We start from the raw sequence: 18,885 nt of genomic DNA on the forward strand, positions 1-18,885 counted from the left end.
TGCAGCAGGCTTTGTTTCGGGGGAGCCGTGATGGCTGACGCCGACGACGTCCGGCGCCTGGCCCTGGCGCTGCCCCACGCGGTGGAGATCGACAGCGACGGTTTCGACTTCCGGGTCGCCGACAAGGGCTTCATCTGGTCCTATCCCGAACGGCGACCCGGCAAGCCGCGGGTCATCCGCACCGACATCGCCGTGCTGTACGTCGGCGACGAGGCCGAGAAACAGGCGCTGCTCCTGGGCGAACCCGACACGTTCTTCACCACTCCCGGCTACGAGGGGCTGCCCCTGGTCATGCTGCGACTGGCCCAGGTGGACGTCGATCGGCTCGAAGAGCTGGTGACCGACGCGTGGCGGATGCGCGCCCCCGAATCCCTCACCGCCTAGCTGAGCGCCGCGCCCGTCCGGTCATCGGGACGCGTCGAGGCGACCCGCCCGCGGGCGTCAACGGGGGACGGACACCACCGCCGGGAAATCCGCACCCGCGCGGAGCTGAGCTATCGCGTCCAGCACGGCGGCCGACCCACCGTTGGCGGCGGTCCAGCGGCTCACCACACAGGCCGCCAAGAGGTACGGCCGGTCCACCCCGCCGTGCGTCGCGTCGCCCCAGTCGGCGTCGACAATCGGCAACGCCTGCTCGTACGGCACCAGGCAGCGGTCCGGCTCACCGGCGGGCTTCAGGTAGCGTGCGTCGTCGGACACCAGCACGGCCAACCCCTCGTCGAACCAGTCCGGCACCGAGCCGCTCGCCGAGCCGAGCCGCTCGTGGAACTCGACGTGCGACAGCTCGTGGGTGGCGATGGTGACGTTCGCCCCGGCCGGCGACAACATCAGCGACCAGTTCCGGATCGCCCGCCCCTTCTCGCCCCCACCACCGATGCGGCGGTAGCACTCCGCGGTGGTGCAGATCAACACGCGGGGCGTACTGGTCCGTTCGCCGTAGAAGGCGGTGATCCGCCGATCGGCCTCGTCCAGGAGCTGGCGGTAGCGCGCCTCGTCGCTGTCGGCGTAGAGCCGACCGCCCCGGTCGGAGAGCCCGTAACACTGCGGGCAGGCGGTCGCCGCGACGGTGGGCAGAGCCCACGCGAACGCGCCGACCCCCACGCCCAGCACTACGAAAACAGCAAGCCCCACGATCCATCGACGTCCCCGCATGCTCGCATCGTATGCCAGTTCGGTTCAGCCGTGGCCGCTGGCAACCCGGCCGGGCCGGCACTGCCAGCCGAACCCGGTTGATCAGGCCGGTCGTGGGTCAGACGCCTCCGCCAAAGGTGCGCCGGCTGGGGGGTCGAGTGCGGTCCTGAGGTCGGCGAGCAGACCGACCGCCGCGCTGGCGTACTCGCCGATCCACCGGTCGTGGATGTGCTTGATCGGGAGCGGGTCGAGATGGTTCCACCGCTCACGTCCCTTGCGCTGGGCGATGACCAGCCCGGCGGACTCCAGCACCCGCAGGTGCTGCATCACCGTGCACCGATCCAGCTCGGGAAAGCGCTCGCAGAGGTCACCGGTGGTGCGCGGCTGGTCCTTGAGCAGGTCGAGCAGGCGCCGCCGGGTGCCCGACGCCAGCGCCTTGAACACCTCGTCCTCGTCGACCTGATCGGCGGTTGCGGGGCGGCTGCGGCGCGCTGACATGTTATAAAAATACAACATGACAGTCGAAGCGGAGGAGACCAGCATGGACCTGCGATTCAAGGTGGCCGGGCGGATCAGCCGGCCGGTGCACGAGGTGTTCGAGGCGGTCGTCGACCCGGACCAGCTCTCCCGCTACTTCACCACCGGTGGGGCCAAGGGCCGGCTCACCACCGGTGCCACGGTCACCTGGGACTTCGCCGAGTTTCCCGGCGCGTTCCCGGTCGAGGTGGTCGAGGTCGAGCAGGACCGGCGGATCGTGCTGCGCTGGGAGGCGGCCGACGACGCCCAGTCGACCACCGACCAGCCGGTTGCCGGCGCGGCCTATTTCACCACCGTCACGATGGAGTTCGAGGCGCTTGAGGGGGACCGCACCCTGGTCACCATCGCCGAGGAGGGTTGGCGTCGCACCCCAGAGGGGCAGCGGGCCTCCTACGGCAACTGCGAGGGCTGGACCAACATGCTCTGCTGCCTGAAAGCCTGGCTGGAGCACGGCATCACGCTGCGTAGCGGCTTCTTCGCCTGACCACACCTGCCTCCCGCCTCGCACCGTCCATCCCTCCGCGCCCTCCTGCGCCGTTCCGCCGGGCCGCTGGTCTCTCTGCCACTGCCTTTGCTCTGCTTCACTCCACGCACAGGTTCGGCCGCAAGGCGTTGCGCATGTTGAAGCAGAGCAAAGAAGGGGTGGCATCTCGGCGGGCCGGCGGCGGTGAAACGCAGGTCACAGGGCAGTTGGTCTTGATCGTCTGCAAATCCTAGAGGCATACTAGGGTTATGCCACTGCTGCTGACTGCCCGCCGTGCGGTCGACTACGGCCGCACGGGCAGCGCGCTCTGTCCCAGCCGCTGACCCGGCTACTCGCCGTAGCCGGGAACCCCCCTCGGGCATCCGACTGCTTGCCGTAGGCCCTGCTGCCCGGCGCAGCCGACCGCGCGGCGCGGCACCGACGCAACCGGACGGTCGCCTCCCATCTGGCCCCTGCGGGCCGTCACTTCCGGTTCGAGCCGGCGCGCCCCACCCACCGAGCCGGTCCCCGGTCATCCGCCGACGGCCACGTCGCGCGTTTCCGATCGACGAACGCGGACCACCGCAGACCGGCAAACCCCCTCGACGACAAGGCTCGCGACGCCATGACCCAGCACACCCCCACACCATCCGACCTGCGTGGCGCGCCGTTCGGCGCCGATGAACTGGACGCCGCGCGCACCGACCTCACCATCGGCATCAACCGGATCTTCGCCGCCTCGGCGATGTCCGCCAGCGGACACGGCAACATCAGTGTCCGGCTGCCCGGACACGACAACCTGCTCGCCATCAACGCCGGCGATCTGCTGCGCCCGTGGCCCACCGACGACCTGCGGGTCGGGGTGCCGGCCTTGCGAGCCGTCAACGACGAGGTCGTCGTGGTCGACCTCGACGGGGAGGTGCGTTTCGGCACGCCGAGTCCCTCGGTGGCCGCCATCCTGAAGATGCACGTCGGCGTCTACCAGACCCGCCCGGACGTCAACGCGGTGATCCACACCCACTCGCCCTACGCCACCAGCTACGCGCTCGCCTCGGTCAGCCTGCCGGCCCGCTACGAGGCGTTGCTCGTGCACGGCCAGGCGGTCGACATCCCGGTCGCACCATGGGCGCCGCGCGGCACCACCGAGGCGGTCCGCGCCATCGCCGAGACCTACCAGGCACACCCGCAGACGTACGGCGTCCTGCTCGGCAACCACGGCCTGCTCGTCGCCGGCGACGACGCGAAGCACGCCGCGAGCCTGGTGGTGGCGATCGAGGAGGCGGCCGTGTCGAGCATCGGCGCGCTCGCCCTGGGCGGCCCGGTGCCCTTCCCCGACCACGTCAAAGACGTCGACCTGCGCCTGCGTTTCTGAACCTCTCCCGTGACCCGAGAATCGAGATCGATCATGTCCCGCACCACCCGGACCGGCCGGCACCTGCCCGCCACAGCCCTCCTGCGTCGGGGCGCGGCCGGCGTCCTCGCCGCCACGCTGCTCACCACCACCCTCGCCGCCTGCAACAGCGCGGACGACTCCGCCGACGCGGCGGCATCGGCCGACGGCCCGACCAGGATCACCCTGGCCTCGTCACCGCTCGGCCACCTCGCCCCGATCTACCTCGCTCAGGACAAGGGCATCTTCGCCAAGCACGGCCTCGAGGTGGAGGTGGACACCGAGACCTCCGACCTGACCTCGGTGCCGTCGGTGCTCTCCCGCAAGGTGGACTTCGCCACCGGCGACCTCACCACGTTGATCGTGGCCCGTACCCAGGGCCTGGACGTGAAGGCGGTGGTGCCGGCGTCGGCGTCGACGGGTCAGGCCGGCGCGGACTACGGCGCACTCGTGGTGGCCGGCGACTCCGGGATCACCAGCCCGAAGCAACTCGAGGGCAAGACCGTCGCGGTCAACATCCTCACCAACATCGCCGCGGCCGCCGCCCGCGAGGCGGTGCGGACCGACGGCGGTGACTCGGACGCGGTGAAGCTCGTGGAGATCCCCTTCCCGCAGGTGCCGGCCGCCATCAGCGAGGGCCGGGTGGACGGCGCCTGGGTGGTCGAGCCGTTCCTGTCGGCGGCGAAGGCGCAGGGCGCGGTGCCGATCGGCTGGGGGTTCACCGACCTCGCCGAGGACCTCACCGTCTCGGCCTGGTACACCTCCGGCGCCTTCATCGAACAGAAGCCCGAGGTCGTGACGGCCTTCCGGGACGCCATCCGGGAGGCGTACGCCTACGCCCGCGAGCACGAGGACGAGGTACGCGCCAAGATCCCCACCTTCACCCAGATCACTCCGGAGGTGGCCAGCAAGATGACCATCACCGGTTGGCGGGACGAGGTGAGCCGGCAGGCCGCCGAGAAGCTGGCCGGGTACGCGCAACGGGACGGTCTGATCGACACGGCGCCGAACCTCGACGAGCTGATCCTGCCGTGACCACCGCCAGCCGCACGCCAGCCCCCGCCCGGGGGCTGGCCGGTGGCCCGGCCGCGAGCCGCCGGCTCCTCGGTGTCGTCGGGCTACTGTTCGCGGCGGTGGCGTACGAGGCGGTGACCCGGGCGTTCTTCTCGCCTCTGCACGTACCCCCGCTGTCGGCAGTCGTGCCGGAAGCCCTGCACCTGCTCACCGAGGCCCGGTTCTGGGTCGCGACCGGCCGCACCCTGCTGGCCGCGACGGTCGGCCTGGTGATCGCGGTGGCAGCGGGAATCGTCGTCGGCTTCGCCATCGGTTCCGTGCCGTGGCTGCTGCGGGTGACTTCGTCCACACTGGACTTTCTGCGTCCGGTCCCGTCGATCGTGCTGATCCCGGTGCTGGTCCTGGTGCTCGACGTCGGACAGATCACCGTCCTGCTCGTCGCCGTCTCCTGCTTCTGGATCGTGCTGTTCCAGGTGCTGTACGGGCTGCGCGACGTCGACCAGGTCGCGGTGGACACCGCCCGCAGCATCCGACTCGGCCGCCTGGCCCGGATCGTGCACGTCACCTGGCCGACTGTGCTGCCCTACCTCGGCACGGCCCTGCGGCTGATCGTCTCCGTGGCACTGGCCCTGGCCATCACCGGCGGTCTGGTGATGGGGGCCGCCGGACTCGGCGAACTGATCTGGAGCAGCCAGGAGTCCGGCGAGTTCACCGGCATGTACGCGTTGGTGCTGCTGACCGGAGGCGTGGGGATCACCCTCGACCTGGCCGCCCGCCTGGCCGAGCGGCGACTGCTGCACTGGCACGTGGCGACCCGGCGGGAGGTGGCGGCCGGATGACCGGGCATCGAGGTGCCGCCCTGCTCCGGGGCGTCTCCGCCGTCGGCCTGGCCCTGGGCCTGCCGGTGGTGCTGTTCGCCCTCTGGTGGCTGGCCAGCGCGGACAGCACGAACATCTTCCTGCCGCCGCTGCGCCGCATCGTCGAGGCGTTCGGCCAGGTGTGGCTCTCCGACGTCTTCGTCCGGGACGTGCTGCCCAGCCTGCGGCGACTCGCCATCGGGTACGCGGCGGCGCTGGTGGTCGGGGTCGGCGTCGGGTACGTGATCGGTCGCTGGTCACTGATCCGTGCCCTGACCAGCCCGATCCTCGCCTTCTTCCGGGTGCTTCCGGCACCGGTGATGATCCCGGTGCTGCTGGTCGCGGTCGGCATCGGCGACGCCACCAAGCTGATCGTCATCGCGCTGGGGGCGGTCTGGCCCATCCTGCTCAACACCGCCGACGGCGTGCGCGGCGTGGACGACGTCCAACTGGAGACCGCCGCGGCGTACCGGCTGCCGAGCTGGACCCGGCACGGCCTCATCCTGCGCGCGGCCACGCCGCAGGTCTTCGCCGGGGCCCGTCAGGCGTTGGGCATCTCGCTCATCGTGATGGTGGTCAGCGAGATGCTGATGAGCACCGACGGGCTGGGCTTCACCGTCATCCGGTTCCAGCGGACCTTCGCCATCCCGCAGATGTGGAGCGGCGTGCTGCTGCTCGGCGTACTCGGCTTCGGTCTGGCGAAAATCTTCGAACTCATCGAACGGCGCGCCCTGCGGTGGCACCAAGGAGCCACCGGACGAGAGGAGTCATGGTGACAGCCGAGCCCGACGAGGCCCTGCTGCGGATCGTCGACCTGGGCAAGTCGTACCGGTCCCGGGAACGCACAGTGGACGCGCTGGCCGGGATCGACCTGACGGTCCGCGACGGCGAGTTCGTCACCGTCGTCGGCCCCTCCGGCTGCGGCAAGACCACGTTGCTGAAGATCGTGGCCGGGCTGCTGCCCGCCTCGACCGGGGAGGTGATCCTGGCCGGGCGACGGGTCACCGAACCCCCGGCCGACCTCGGCGTGGTCTTCCAGGAGTACGGCCGCAGCCTCTTCGCCTGGAAGACCGTCCGGCAGAACGTCGAGCTGCCGCTGCGGCACGGGCGGACCGGACGCACCGAACGCCGGGAACTGGTCGCGGAGGCGCTCGACGCGGTCGGCCTGGCGCAGGCGGCGGACGCGTACCCGTGGCAGCTCTCCGGCGGCATGCAGCAACGGGTCGCGATCGCCCGCGCCATCGCGTACCGGCCGAAGTTGCTGTTGATGGACGAACCGTTCTCCGCGGTCGACGCCCAGACCCGTGGCGATCTGGAAGACCTGCTGGCCACCCTCTGGCGGCGGTACGCGATGACGGTCCTGTTCGTCACCCACGACATCGACGAGGCGGTCTACCTCGGCCAGCGGGTCGTCGTGCTCGGCGCCGCACCTACCGGTGTCGTCGCCCAGTTCCCGATCGATCTGCCGGCCGTACGCGACCAGCTCGACACCCGATCGTCGCCCCGCTTCGGTGAACTGCGCGCCCAGGTCTACGCGCAGGTCCGCCGCACACCCGAACCCACCGCCCCAGCACTGCGAGAGGTGAACTCGTGAGCCAGCATCCGCAGGACAGCGCCCCGCGGTGGCAGGACACCGGTGGCGGCGAAGGCCCGCTCTGGTCTTTCCACGTCGGCGAGGTCGAGGTCTTCCCGATCCGCGAGGTCGACTATTTCCCGCTCCCCAGCGACTTCTTTCCGCAACTGGAGACCGAGCCCTGGACCGAGGGCGCGTTCTACACCACGGAACCGTTCACCCGCGACGGCCGGATCGTGCTCAACCAGGAGGCGCATCTGCTGAAGACGAAGGATCGGCTCATCCTGGTCGACGCCGGTGGCGGCAACGGCAAACCCCGCAACGGTGGGGTGTTCGACCGTGCCGACCGGCCCTTCCTGGAGCAGTTCGCGCGGGCCGGCGTCTCGATCGACGACGTCGACACGGTGGTCTTCACCCACCTGCACGTCGACCACGTCGGTTTCGCCACCAGCTCGGACGGGGCCGGTGGCTGGGTGCCGACCTTCCCCAACGCGCGCTACCTGGTCGTTAAGGAGGAGTTCGACTGGTGGACCGGCCCCGAGGGGGCGGTGGCGTTGAAACGCACCGGGGACTACATCGCGGACAGCATCCTGCCGTTGCGCGATGCCGGCGTACTCGACCTGATCCCGGCCGACCACGTGCTCTCGCCGGAGATCCACCTGGTGCCGGCCTTCGGACACACCCCCGGCAACGTCTACCTGGTGGTCGAGTCCGCCGGCCGGCGGGCGCTCTTCGCCGGCGACATGCTGCACCACGGGGTGCAGCTGGAACGGCCGGAGTGGAGCATCAGGTACTGCGTGGTGCCGGGCGACTCCGCCGACCAGCGACGCCGTCTGCTGGAGCGGGCCGCCGACTCCGGCGACCTGCTGGTGCCGGCCCACTTCCCGTTCCCGGCCGCCGGTTACGTACGACGGGCCGAGCGCGGCTTCACGTACACCTTCATCGAGGTCTGATGCCGCCGCTGCCCATCGTCGACTTCCACACCCACTACGCCTGCCCGGCCTATCCCGCACTGCCGCCCCGGCACGCCGCGCCCGAGCTTGCCGAACGCTGGCGCGGGATGGCTCGCCGGATCGCCGACCTGGACGGGCTGCTCGCCGAGGCCGGTCGGCACGGCATCGACCTGCGGGTGCTCAGCGCGCCGCCGGCCCTGGTGACCCCGCACGGCGAGCGCACCCACCAGGCCGACCTGCGGCGACTCAACGACCACCTGGCCGAGGCGGTCGCGAGCGCACCGGAGCGGCTGCGGGGACTGGCCACCATCGACGCCTTCGCCGGCGACGCCGCCGCCGACGAGGCGGTCCGCGCGATCCGGGAGCTGGGACTGTCCGGACTGGTGGTGGACTGCGCGACCGACGATCAGCTGCTCGGTGCCAAGGCCGCCCGGCCCACCCTGACCGTGGCGGCCGAACTCGGCGTACCGGTCTTCGCGCACCCGATCAGCCCCGACCTGATGACCCGGTCCTTCGCCGGTCTCGGCCGGTACGGCACCTCGCTCGCCCGGGGCACGATAAACGCCGCCGCGCTGCTGTCGCTGCTGGCCGACGGCGTCTTCGCCGACCTGCCCGACCTGCACGTGGTCTTCCCGATGCTCGGCCTCGCCGGCCTCGCCCTGGCCGCCGCGACCGACCCGGGGGAGACCATCACCGTCGCCGCTCCGGCGGGGCAGCGTGCCCACGTCTATCTGGACACCATGGGCTTCACGCCGGCCGCCATCAGGTTCGCCACCGATCTGCTCGGTGCCGACCACGTGCTGGTCGGCGGGGACTGGCCGATCGCCGTACGCGAGACCAGCCGCGAGCGGGTCGAGACGACACTGACCCGGGCCGGGTTGGACGGGGAGCAGCGCAGGCTTGTCGCCGGGGCCAACGCCCTGCGGCTGCTGGCCGCCTGAGCCCATCCCCTTCGCCGGGTCCCTGGTGTGGCACAAAGGGTGGTGGGTGCCGTGCCACGGATCATGATGTACGCGCGGGGCGGGCTGGCACCCAGGCGGTGAAGCGGGCGGTCAACCTCCGTGGGGCGACCGGGCGGCCCAGGTCGGCCAGTTGTTCGGCGGCCTCCTGCTGGAGTGTCGCCAGGTAGATCAGCAGGGAGATCCGGTCCCGGCCGTACTCGGCGAGCAGCCACACCTTCGCCGTGCCGCAGGGCCATGCGCTCCCGCAGACATGGCAACGCCAGGTGGGCCGCGACGGCAGGTGCGCCCGGCAACGCCCACTCACCGTCCACCCCGGGCCGGCCCCGGCCGACCCGGTCCGCGCCGTGCCGGTGGCACCGGCCGCAGACCCTCCGGCATCACGAACAACTCGCGCCAGGCGATCGCGTCGCCTGCGGCATCGAGCTGGTACGCCTCGATCCAGGTCCAGCCGTGGTACGTGGGACGGTCGGTCCGTTCCCGGATCACCCGGACCGTGATCGGCTTGGCGAACTGCGCCGAGGCGGCCCTGGTCAGCAGGTACAAACCGGGTTCGACGAATGGTGTCCCATCCGCCCGCCGCCCCGGGCAAGCCCTGCCGGGCCGTTGCGCCCGCGCCGGGGGCGTCCACCGGGATCCAGGTACGCCGTTGACCGGCTTCCGCACCACCACAGCGCCTCCTCCATCCGACAGCAGGCTGCTGCCGTTCCACGAACCACATTGCCGAGGGTTGCTGAACAATCACACAGCGTTCGATATTGTTCTTCCGGCAGTTGCTTTGTTTCGGGAGGAGCAGGGATGAATCACGCTTTCGTCGCGGCGCTCAGCGATGCCGGCCACACCGCGGAAAGCCTGGCCGAGCAGCTCGGCGTCCATCCCAAGACCGTGGCCAGGTGGGCAAACCCGGGGCACATCCCGCAGACGCGGCACCGCTCCACAGTCGCGGAACTCCTCGGGCGCGAGACCGACGCGCTCTGGCCGGATGTCGTCCGCCGCCGTGAGCCGGTGTGGTTCCGGCCCTGGGTCGACATCGAACGCGAGGCCACCAACCTGCGCACATTCGAACTGGCCTGGGTGCCGGGGCTGTTGCAGATTGAGGCATACGCGAGGGCGACGCTGGCGGGCGGGATGCTGACGGCCGACGCGGCGGAGGATCTGGTCGCGGCTCGACTCAACCGGCAGGCCATCCTGCACCGTGAGCATGCGCCGCTGCTCGTCGCGGTGCTGGACGAGGGCGTCCTGCGGCGGCGGGTGGGTGACAGCAGGGCGTTGATGGGGGCCCAGCTCGCGCACCTGCTCGCCTGCGCCGAACTACCGAACGTGCAGCTGCACGTGGTGCCGGCCGACGCACCCAGCTATCCCGGCCTGGATGGCCCTTTCGTCATCGCCGACATGCCGGGTGGCAGCCGGGCGGCGCATGTGGACAGTGCTGCCCAGGCGCAGATCCTGGACCAGCCCTCCGACCTTGCTAACCTGGAGCGACGGTGGGAGCGGATCCGTGGCGAGGCGCTGCCCCGGGGCCGAAGCCTGGATCTCGTGAAGGAAGCAGCGGCATCATGGAGCTGACTGGCGCGCGGTGGCGCAAGAGCACGAAGAGCGGTGGCAACGGCGGCAACTGCGTCGAGGTGGCGGACAATTTGTCCGATGTGGTGGCGGTGCGTGACTCGAAGGACGTGGCCGGTCCGGTGTTGACCTTCGGTCCGGTGGCCTGGCGGGCCTTCGTCACCCGGATCGCCGACCGCGCCTGAGCCTCAGCCTCGGCGCGAGCCAACCCGGCCCGTTCCGGGCGAGCCCGGAACGGGCCGTACAGTCAGCCGGCGAGCGCGGCGGTGAGCCGTTCGGTGTTGGTCCGGAACACGCCGAGCAGGTCCAGGTCCTCGCCGGGGTAGTTGACGAGCTTGACCCGGGTGACGCCGGGAATCTTCGGGTCCACGCCCGGCGTGTGGGCGTTGGTGAAGACCAGTGTGGGCTTCTTGGCGGTCAGGTCGGCCCGTTCGCTCGCGGTGACCGGCTGCGGGCCGTACACCTCGGTGACCTCGATGCCGGCGAAGGAGCCCCAGAAGCCCACGAACAACTCCGACACCGCCGTGGGTGCCGGGTTGGGCAGAGCGGCCTTGGTCTGGCCGGACAGCTTGGTGTATTCGGCATTGAAGGTGCTCAGCCACGCCTTCGCCGCCTCGGAGGTGCCGAACGTGGTGCCCAGCCGGGTCACCTCCGAGGTGATCTTGCCGGGGGTGACCTCGGCGGGAAGCACCTCGATGAGTTCGCTCCTGTCGCCGACGGCCCTGATCAGCTCAGGCGCGAAGCGGTCGGTCTTGGCGTACAGGACATAGTCGGCGTCGGCGGCGGCCTTGAGGGCCGCGGCTTTCGGCTTGTGCTCCGGCGGGTTTGCGGCGTCGGCCGGGGCGATGAGAGTGACCTCGCTGGCACCGGCGGCCTTGGCGAGCGCGCCGACCCAGCTGGTCGAGGCGACCACCTTCGGTCCCGGCGTGGCCGGCGCGGAGGAGGTGCTGTCGCCGGCCGGTGCGGAGCGGCTGCTCTCTGCGGCCGGTGCGGGATCGTCAGTGCCGCCACACCCGCTGGCCAGCAGAGACAGGGTCACCACCGCGCTCAGCGCGGCAGCCCGGATCAATTGCATTGTGCTCCCTGGGATTCGATCATAAAAATCGCAGCCGAAAGCGGCCGGAATGTTCCGGCGGCGGTCAGATACGAGCCAGGAGCGTAACAATCAACCGCCGCCAAAACCGCCCCGAATTTCGACCGTCAGGCGTGCGCCAGGCCGGCCCAGGAACGCAGCAGCCGCCCGCCGATGCTGTCGACCGGGCCGGAGCCGGCGCCGTTGACGATGCGTTCGATGACCTCGGCGCGGGTGAACCAGCGTGCCTCCTGCAACTCCGCGCCGTCCACCGCGATCGTGGCGTCGACGGCGCGGGCATGGAAGCCGACCATCAGGCCAGCGGGAAACGGCCAACCCTGTGAGCCTCGGTAGGTCACCCGGTCCACGATGACGCCGGCCTCCTCGGCGACCTCGCGCCGGACAGTTCCCTCCAGGCTCTCGCCGATCTCGACGAAGCCGGCCAGCAACGCGAAGTGGTCCGGCCCGGCGCCGTGGTGGCGGGCCAACAGGCAGCGTGGCTCCGGCTCGGGGCTCTCCACCAGCACGATCACGGCGGGCTCCAGGCGGGGAAAGAGCTGCCGACCGCAGTCCTGGTCACCGCAGACGCGCAGATGGCCGGCGTGGGCGCTGCTGGTGGGCGTACCGCAGGAGCCGCAGTAGCGGGCGTGTCGGTTCCAGTAGAGCATGCCCCGCGCGTACGCCAATGTCGCCGCCAGCGGAGCGGGCAGGGTCGCGGCGAGGGCGCGCAGGTCGGTGCTGGTGTCGGCGGCGGCGAGTCGGAGCGCCTCGGCCTCTTCGACCTCGCTCAGGTCGACGGCGAAGGTCGCGGTGGTCCCGTCGAGGCCGAGCAGGACGGTCTGACCGGCGGCGGCCAGCACGGCACGACCCGCACCGGCGGTGAGTACGACCGGCTGCCCGGCGGCCGTCAGCAGGGTGTTGTCGCGCCACATCGGCACGATGCGGGTGTCGTCGTGGCAGAGCTGCGCACCGACCCAGTCCGGATCGGTGCGCAGGCTCGCTGCCCGGTCGTGCGGTGTGCCGGTGTACGCCAACCCGTCGAACGTCATGCCCTGATCGTGCACCACGTCCGAGCTGCGGTGGGCGACCGTACCCGGCGAGCGCGATGTTAGGAGGGGGCCCCTCCTATACACCAGGCGTTAATAGGGGGCCCTTCCTTGCACTTCGTCAGGTGCAGGCGCGGATGCTGGAGTAGGGAACCCAGTTCCAGTTGCCTTCGGACGAGAGGGCTGGCCGGGTGAGCACGGAGCCGCCCGCCACGTAGTAGAGCCTTGCCTGGGTGCCCTTCGTCTGGTTGTTGACCCACGAGCCGCCGGTGCTGAAGTACGACGGCAGGTTGTAGATCCGGTTGCAGAAGTAGAGGGCGAGCATGTCACCCGTCTGCCCCGGGTTGGTGTAGGCGCAGAAGTAGTAGAGGTTGCAGTAGTAGAGCGGTAGTTGCGCGGTGCCCGAGCGGCTGAGGTTGCGGACGTGCTTCTCGCCGGGTACCACAAGCGTGAGCGTGGCGCCCTTCAGGTCGATCTTGTTCGCGGCGATCTGGGTGCCGCCGGTCTCGGCCAGAGCTTTGTCGACGCGCTTCTGGAGTGCCTTGGCGTCGGTGGTGCTCAGGCCCGCAGCCTTTGCCTGGGCGGCGAAGTCCGATGCGGGGGCGGCTTGGACGCCGGCCGCTGCGGTCAACAGGACGAGAGATGAAAAGCCCAGTACGAGGGCTATTCTACGGAAGATCCTCACGCTGTCCTCCTAACAGGTCGGTGAGGTGGAGGGCGGCGGCTGGACAGAGCTGCCGCCCTCGCTAGCTGTGGAAGTCGACGTTGTCGCAGGTCAACAGTTGGTGCGGCAACGTTTCTTCCATCAGCCACGCTAAATCAAATCCGACCTGTCAGGAACCTTGAGCGGCTTTCACCATTTTCACCTTTTGTGCGGTCGGCCGCCACGCCCCCCGTTCCGCGTGCCGGCCGACCGCGACGATCCCACCACGCCTGCGGTCGCGGGCGGCGAACTCCAAACGAATCCGAATGGCGGCATTGGTATCGTTGCGCCCCGGGGAGGCTGCCATGGATCCAGCGAGGCCCGCCGGAGCGCCCGAAGGGCCGCCCGACCCGGGGACAGCCCACAGTCTCCCCGAACTGATCGGGTGTCTGCGCGCGCTCAAGATCTGGGCCGGTGATCCGTCGTACGACACGATCACCCGACGGGTCAACGCGCGCTGGCGGGCCGCCGGCCGCCCCGACCACGAGTTGGCCCGCCGGGGCACAGTCGTCGACTGCTTCAAGGGCAACCGGCGTCGGATCAACACCGACCTCGTGCTCGCGGTGGTGGAAGCGCTGCACGACGAGACCGGATACCTCGCGCACTGGCGGCAGGCACTGCGGGTCAGCCTCGCCGAGACGACGGCGGCGGCCCAGGTGCGGGTGCTGGACCACCTGCCGGACGACGTGGCCGCCTTCACCGGCCGGCAGGCCGAGCTGGCGCAGCTCCGGCGGCTGGCCACGGTGCCGGTCGACACGGCGGCCGGATCCGGGCGGGGGCCCGTCGTGTGTGTGCTCGCCGGCATGGCGGGCATCGGCAAGACCCAGCTCGCGGTGCACCTCGGCCACCTGCTGGTCGCCGAGGGCGGTATCGACACGACGTTCTTCGTCGACCTGCGTGGCTTCCACGCCGACCCGGGGCAACCCCCGGCCGAACCGGCCGCGGTGCTGGACGGCTTCCTGCGCCTGCTGGGCGTCTCCGGTCACGAGATCCCACGCGGGCTCGCCGCGCGTACGGAGCTGTTCCGGGCCCACCTCGCGGATCGCCGCGCGTTGGTCGTGCTCGACAACGCGGCAAGCGCCGACCAGGTACGGCCGCTGCTGCCGGCGGGCACCGGAACCCTGACCCTGATCACCTCCCGACGCCGGATCGCCGACCTGGAGCCCGAGGCGCACCTGGAGCCCGACGCGCACCTGGACCTCGGGCTGTTCACCGCGGCCGAGGCCGAACAACTGCTGGTCCGGTCGGTGCCCGGGATCTCGGTCGGCGCGGACCCGTCGGCGCGCCAACGGGTCGCCCAGCGCTGCGGTCACCTGCCGCTGGCGCTGAGCGTGGTCGCCGGTCAGATGGCGGCCCGGCCCGGCTGGACGGTCACCGACCACGCCGACCGCCTGGACGAACGCCACAGGCACCGGCGGCTCGACACCGGTGTGGAGATCGCGCTACATCTGTCGTACCAGAATCTCTCCGAGCCGCGGCAGGCGCTGCTCCGGCGGATGGCCGGCCATCCCGGGCCCGACCTGGACGTGCACGCCTGCGCCGCGCTGCTCGACGCCGACCCGCAGAGCACCGCCGGCCATCTGCGTCAGCTCGGCGCCGAGTACCTCGTCCAACAGCCCGCCGCCGGCCGGTACGTGCTGCACGACCTGGTCCGGGCGTACGCGGGGGACCGGGCCCGGGAAGAGGACCGGCCGGCGGACCGCCGCGCCGCCCTGACCCGGCTGTTCGATCACTACCTGTACAGCGCGGCGGCGGCCATGGACGCGCTCTATCCGGCCGAGCGGCACCGCCGGCCCACGCTGCCGCCCCGGCCCCCCGGCGACCCGCGGCTGGACGACCCGAAAACCGCGCTGCTCTGGTTGGACGCGCAACGCGCCACGCTTGTCGCGGTCTGCCAGTACACGGCCCGCAACGGCTGGCCGGAACACGCGGTGTGGCTGGCCGGCCTGTTGTACTCCTACCTCGACAACGGCGGATATCCGGCCGACGGGCTGACCGTGCACGCCGAGGCCCGGGAGGCCGCCCGGCTGCTCGGTGACGGCGCGGCCGAGGCCACCGCGCTCACCAACCTGGCGGTGGGCCACTGGCAGCAGGGGCGCTTCGCCGACGCCATCGAACAGCTCGAACGTGCCCTGCCGTTGTTCCGCCGGGCGGAGGACATCCGTGGCGAGGCCCGGGTGCTGGGCAACCTGGGCGTGGTGCACAGCACCAGCCGGCAGTACGAGATGTCGGCCACCTACCATCGCCAGGCGCTCGAGCGTTTCGTGCAGATCGAGGACCGGGTGGGTGAGGCGAACACCCTGACCAACCTCAGCGAGGTGAGTCTGCGGCTGGACCGCCCCGAGGCGGCGATCGCGCAGCTCCAACGGGCGCTTACGGTCTTTCGGGAGCTGGGACACGGCGGCGGCGAGGCGACCGCGTTGAACAACCTGGGTGACGCGTACGTCCTGTTGGGTCGGTACGCGGACGCCGTCGGGCACTACGACCAGGCTCTCACGCTCTTCCGCGAGGTGGGTGAACGCTACGGCGAGACCTGTGTGCTGAACGGGCTGGGCGAGGCCCTCAGCGGACTGGGCCACCGGGACGCCGCGATCGCCCGGCACACCGAGGCCCTCGCCCTGGCCACCGCGATCGGTCGGCTCGAACAGCAGGCCCGGGCCCGCACCGGCCTGGACCGCCTGACCGAGCCGCCGCAATAGCAGTGGCTCCCGGGGGCACGCCCCCGGGAGCCACGGTGGTCACGGTCAGTCGGTGAACTTGAAGTAGGCCCGGTGCTGGACTCCGTTGTCGAGGGTCAGCACGAACTCCCGGCAGGTGCCGGCCCAGTCCCGCTCGGTCTTCCACGGGAAGATGTACGTGCCGTTCCGGTTGCCCGACAGCTTTGACTTGCCGGGGCTGTTCGCCGCCACCGGGGTCGGTCGCGGCGTGATCGAGCCGTCCGGGTTGACGGTGCGCAGCGTCTCGCAGTCCACCAGCCGGGAGTAGGGCGCGCCGCTGGCCAGGATGTCCAGCCCGCGGTACTTCGGCAGGTCGAACTTCATCGGAACGGCGCTACCCGCCGTCGCGGTGTTCAGGCCCGGCTGCGCGGTGCGGCCGACGAAGTCGCCACGGCAGGACGGGTGCGTGTCGTACGCCTCGGTGTTGTCGTCGCGGTTGGTGGTGCCCTGCACGGCGCTGTAGCCGAGCCCGCGGCGGGCGAACGAGGCCCACAGCGTGCAGGAGTTCTGCCCACCGGTGAGGGCCGCGTCAGCGGCGATGATGGCGTTGCGGCCGACGACGAAGCCCGGCCCGCAACCCTGCAACTTCAACCCGTCCATCACCAACTGCATGGCCAGGTTGTTGCCGCCGCTGTTCCAGGCGCCGTACACGTTCGGGTTGAGGCCGTGCCGGTCGATGAGGTCCCAGGTCATGTCCCAGAGCACGGCGGCCCAGCCGTGACCGATGCCGTGCGGTGCGGCCAGCGAGGTGCCGTTGAGCCAGCCACCGGTCTTGATGCTGTCGTAGGTGAACGGCTGGATCTCCATGTTCCGGGAGTAGGGGCGGGGCCGCAGGCCGGCACCGCTGCGGTCGTCCTGGTAGAGGATGTACGGCACCAGGCCGCGGGCGCCCTCGGCGGTGTCCAGCTTCGGGTCGAGCAGCGTGGTGATCGCGAAGAAGTCGCTCCAGCCCTCACCCATCTGTTCGTTGCCGGTGAGGCAGTTGATCCCCGGGCCGCCGGTGAGCCGGTTGGAGATGCCGTGACCGTATTCGTGGATGACGATCCCGGCGTCGAGGTCACCGTCGCGCATGCCCGGGTGGTCCGGGTGCTTGCGGAGGCTGCCGCTGACGGTGCCGGCCGCGATCGCGGTCTTGATCGCCTCGCCGTCGGCCTGGGTCACCGCCACCGCCGGGATGGTCACCGGTGCGGTCGTCATGGCGCCGGTCAGCACCGGCGCGGCCCCGGCGGCGTTGTGCGCCACCACCACCGCGTCGGCACCCAGCGACTCGGCGACCTGGGTCCGCAGCAGGTACGTGCAGGCCGTGGTGCCGCCGTCGACCACCGCGATCCAGCCGCCGGCCGGCAACGTGCCCGGGTAGGCGGCGGCGTTGCAGCCGGTGCCGGCGTACACGAACTGGCGTCCGGGCAGGCCCGCGTTGGTCACCGCCGGGCTGTAGCGGGCCCAGGAGGCGTCGTACGAGCCGACGCCGTCGAGCACCACCTGGTTCTGGGCGCCGAACTGGTTGCCGGGCCACAGGTACATCTGCATCCGGGGCGTGCCCACCCCGTCCACCGCAGGGGTGGAGAAGTTGGCGTTGTTGGTGCCGCCACCGTCGGCCGCCTCGGCCCGGACGTAGTCGCCGCCGACGCCGCCGCGACCGTAGTTGTTGGCCTGGAAGTTCCCCGATGCCTCGTCGAAGCCGTACCGGTAGGAGACGTCGTGGATGATGTTGTTCCAGTAGAACAGGTTCGCGGTCGCCGCGTCCCGGTAGCTCTGCGGGTTCTCCCGCAGGTCCAGCGGGAAGTCGAAGGTCAGCGACGGCCCGCCGTCCGGGCTGCTGCCGAAGTCCGGCGCGTTGTTGTTGTCCTGGTCCTGGTAGGCGTGCACGTTGTTGCCCTGGGTGGTGGTGAACTCGGCACCGGCCACGCCGTCGGTGTCGTGCCAGCCGTACGGTGAGGCGAGTCCGTCAGCAGGGTTGGTGACCAGGCTGCGCGGTCCGTCGTTCGGGCTCTCCGTCGGGTAGCCGTACACCCGGTAGCTCGAGCCGTCGGTGACCGGGTCGGGCGAGCCGAGCCGCTTGCCGTGGCCATGGCGGTGGGCCAGGTTCCGGCCGGAGACCTGCTCCAGCGTGGTGGACAGTTCCTCCACGCTCTCCTGGGTGGTCCAGTCGTCGGCGTCGAGCAGGTCACCGGTCTCCGCGTCCACAGTGGCGTTCCACAGGTGCACGTCGGAGGAGTCGTCGATCACCAACTGCCAGGCCAGGCGCAGGCCGTCGTCGGTCGGGTGCCAGCCCAGCCTCGCCGGGATCGGCTGGTCGGAGATGCCGCTGCCGCTGACGACAGTGGGTTGGGCGGCCCCACCGGCGCGGCTCACCACCCGGGGGCTACGCACATCGGGCAGGTCGAGCGCGTCGGCGGCCGCCGCCACCGCCTCGACCGCGTCGAGGTCGGCGCTGCCGGAGGTGGTGCCGGTCAGGCCGGCGACGAGGGTGTCGCCGACGAAGACGACGCTGCCGTCGCGGGCGATGCTGACGGTGGCGGTGGCACCGAAGATCTCCCGTTCCTGGTGGCGTTGCACCAGGTTGACGTGGGTGACGCCGTTGTGCTGGCTGGTCTGGCGGGAGAGCACGGCCAGGTCGGCCAGGTCGGCCAGGGAGACGCCGTGGCGGTCCGGGTTGGCCCGCAGGTAGCGGGTGGCGATCTCCTCGGGGGCGCCCTCGTTCGGGCCGGTGAGGAAGATCGGGTTCGCCGGGGCGGCTTCCTCGGTGGCGGAGGCGGGCCGCGCGGTGAGCGTGGTGAGGGAGGCGACGAGGGTGGTGGAGAGCAGCACCACGGCGTGGCGGCGGAAGCGGGAACGATGGAGTTGTCGGGGCACTTCTGCTCCTTCGGGGGTGGAAAGGACAGCATGGAGCGCCGATCCACGACG

20 protein-coding genes are annotated in these 18,885 nt (G+C 70.9%); 12 read left to right on the top strand and 8 right to left on the bottom strand.

Going from position 1 to position 18,885, the window contains the following annotated elements; genetic code table 11:
• Positions 1-30 precede the first annotated feature (30 nt).
• A complete protein-coding gene (locus C1I93_RS01910; protein WP_111241450.1) occupies positions 31-384 on the top strand; it encodes an MmcQ/YjbR family DNA-binding protein in 354 nt (117 codons plus the stop codon).
• Between the two features lie 57 nt (positions 385-441).
• On the opposite strand, the gene C1I93_RS01915 is transcribed toward C1I93_RS01910, so the two are convergent.
• Entirely contained in the window at positions 442-1,152 is a 711-nt protein-coding gene (locus tag C1I93_RS01915; RefSeq protein ID WP_146603402.1) for a hypothetical protein, read from the bottom strand.
• An 81-nt stretch (positions 1,153-1,233) separates the two neighbouring features.
• Positions 1,234-1,629, bottom strand: coding sequence for an ArsR/SmtB family transcription factor (locus C1I93_RS01920; protein ID WP_212808442.1), 396 nt, complete (start codon positions 1,627-1,629; stop codon positions 1,234-1,236).
• A gap of 16 nt (positions 1,630-1,645) precedes the next feature.
• On the opposite strand from C1I93_RS01920, the gene C1I93_RS01925 reads away from it, so the two are divergent.
• From C1I93_RS01925 to C1I93_RS01960, 8 genes are all read left to right on the top strand, one after another.
• Complete coding sequence (locus C1I93_RS01925; protein WP_223256165.1) at positions 1,646-2,152, top strand: SRPBCC family protein; 507 nt, start codon at positions 1,646-1,648, stop codon at positions 2,150-2,152.
• Between the two features lie 604 nt (positions 2,153-2,756).
• Positions 2,757-3,503 (top strand): class II aldolase/adducin family protein, encoded by a 747-nt coding sequence (locus C1I93_RS01930; RefSeq protein ID WP_111241453.1) that lies wholly within the window; start codon positions 2,757-2,759, stop codon positions 3,501-3,503.
• 33 nt (positions 3,504-3,536) lie between these two features.
• Positions 3,537-4,556 (top strand): ABC transporter substrate-binding protein, encoded by a 1,020-nt coding sequence (locus tag C1I93_RS01935; protein WP_111241454.1) that lies wholly within the window; start codon positions 3,537-3,539, stop codon positions 4,554-4,556.
• Positions 4,553-5,374: an ABC transporter permease gene (locus tag C1I93_RS01940; RefSeq protein ID WP_181444969.1), complete on the top strand. Its 822-nt coding sequence runs from the start codon at positions 4,553-4,555 to the stop codon at positions 5,372-5,374. The genes C1I93_RS01935 and C1I93_RS01940 overlap by 4 nt, the downstream gene beginning before the upstream one ends.
• The gene (locus tag C1I93_RS01945) at positions 5,371-6,168 is read left to right on the top strand and encodes an ABC transporter permease (protein WP_111241456.1); all 798 of its coding nucleotides are present in this window, start codon (positions 5,371-5,373) and stop codon (positions 6,166-6,168) included. The genes C1I93_RS01940 and C1I93_RS01945 overlap by 4 nt, the downstream gene beginning before the upstream one ends.
• The gene (locus C1I93_RS01950; protein WP_223256166.1) at positions 6,165-6,986 is read left to right on the top strand and encodes an ABC transporter ATP-binding protein; all 822 of its coding nucleotides are present in this window, start codon (positions 6,165-6,167) and stop codon (positions 6,984-6,986) included. Before C1I93_RS01945 ends, C1I93_RS01950 begins: the two co-directional genes overlap by 4 nt.
• Entirely contained in the window at positions 6,983-7,918 is a 936-nt protein-coding gene (locus C1I93_RS01955) for an MBL fold metallo-hydrolase (protein WP_111241458.1), read from the top strand. The genes C1I93_RS01950 and C1I93_RS01955 overlap by 4 nt, the downstream gene beginning before the upstream one ends.
• A complete protein-coding gene (locus C1I93_RS01960; RefSeq protein ID WP_111241459.1) occupies positions 7,918-8,859 on the top strand; it encodes an amidohydrolase family protein in 942 nt (313 codons plus the stop codon). Before C1I93_RS01955 ends, C1I93_RS01960 begins: the two co-directional genes overlap by 1 nt.
• A gap of 61 nt (positions 8,860-8,920) precedes the next feature.
• On the opposite strand, the gene C1I93_RS01965 is transcribed toward C1I93_RS01960, so the two are convergent.
• Both C1I93_RS01965 and C1I93_RS01970 read right to left on the bottom strand, forming a co-directional pair.
• Positions 8,921-9,184, bottom strand: a complete 264-nt coding sequence (locus C1I93_RS01965) for a flavin reductase (RefSeq protein WP_111241460.1) — start codon at positions 9,182-9,184, stop codon at positions 8,921-8,923.
• Positions 9,181-9,423, bottom strand: a complete 243-nt coding sequence (locus C1I93_RS01970) for a hypothetical protein (RefSeq protein ID WP_111241461.1) — start codon at positions 9,421-9,423, stop codon at positions 9,181-9,183. Before C1I93_RS01970 ends, C1I93_RS01965 begins: the two co-directional genes overlap by 4 nt.
• A gap of 252 nt (positions 9,424-9,675) precedes the next feature.
• Here C1I93_RS01970 and C1I93_RS01975 point away from each other — a divergent pair, with 252 nt between their 5' ends.
• Complete coding sequence (locus tag C1I93_RS01975; protein WP_111241462.1) at positions 9,676-10,443, top strand: DUF5753 domain-containing protein; 768 nt, start codon at positions 9,676-9,678, stop codon at positions 10,441-10,443.
• On the top strand, positions 10,434-10,625 hold the full coding sequence (locus C1I93_RS01980) for a DUF397 domain-containing protein (RefSeq protein WP_111241463.1): 192 nt from the start codon (positions 10,434-10,436) through the stop codon (positions 10,623-10,625). The genes C1I93_RS01975 and C1I93_RS01980 overlap by 10 nt, the downstream gene beginning before the upstream one ends.
• Before the next feature lie 62 nt (positions 10,626-10,687).
• On the opposite strand, the gene C1I93_RS01985 is transcribed toward C1I93_RS01980, so the two are convergent.
• The 3 genes from C1I93_RS01985 to C1I93_RS01995 all read right to left on the bottom strand — a co-directional run bounded on the left by C1I93_RS01985 (position 10,688) and on the right by C1I93_RS01995 (position 13,243).
• Positions 10,688-11,515, bottom strand: coding sequence for an ABC transporter substrate-binding protein (locus C1I93_RS01985; protein ID WP_111241464.1), 828 nt, complete (start codon positions 11,513-11,515; stop codon positions 10,688-10,690).
• 125 nt (positions 11,516-11,640) lie between these two features.
• Positions 11,641-12,561, bottom strand: coding sequence for an NAD(+) diphosphatase (gene nudC / locus C1I93_RS01990; protein WP_111241480.1), 921 nt, complete (start codon positions 12,559-12,561; stop codon positions 11,641-11,643).
• 118 nt (positions 12,562-12,679) lie between these two features.
• A complete protein-coding gene (locus tag C1I93_RS01995) occupies positions 12,680-13,243 on the bottom strand; it encodes a hypothetical protein (RefSeq protein ID WP_146603403.1) in 564 nt (187 codons plus the stop codon).
• 323 nt (positions 13,244-13,566) lie between these two features.
• Between C1I93_RS01995 and C1I93_RS02000 the strand changes: the two genes are divergently transcribed.
• The gene (locus C1I93_RS02000) at positions 13,567-15,960 is read left to right on the top strand and encodes a tetratricopeptide repeat protein (protein WP_181444970.1); all 2,394 of its coding nucleotides are present in this window, start codon (positions 13,567-13,569) and stop codon (positions 15,958-15,960) included.
• A gap of 45 nt (positions 15,961-16,005) precedes the next feature.
• Here the strand turns inward: C1I93_RS02000 and C1I93_RS02005 are convergent, their stop codons facing one another.
• A complete protein-coding gene (locus C1I93_RS02005; protein ID WP_223256168.1) occupies positions 16,006-18,834 on the bottom strand; it encodes a M36 family metallopeptidase in 2,829 nt (942 codons plus the stop codon).
• Positions 18,835-18,885: the final 51 nt, after the last annotated feature.

Origin of the sequence: Micromonospora endophytica (assembly GCF_003236305.1) — a bacterium.
In the GTDB taxonomy this organism is placed as follows: Bacteria; Actinomycetota; Actinomycetes; order Mycobacteriales; family Micromonosporaceae; genus Micromonospora; species Micromonospora endophytica.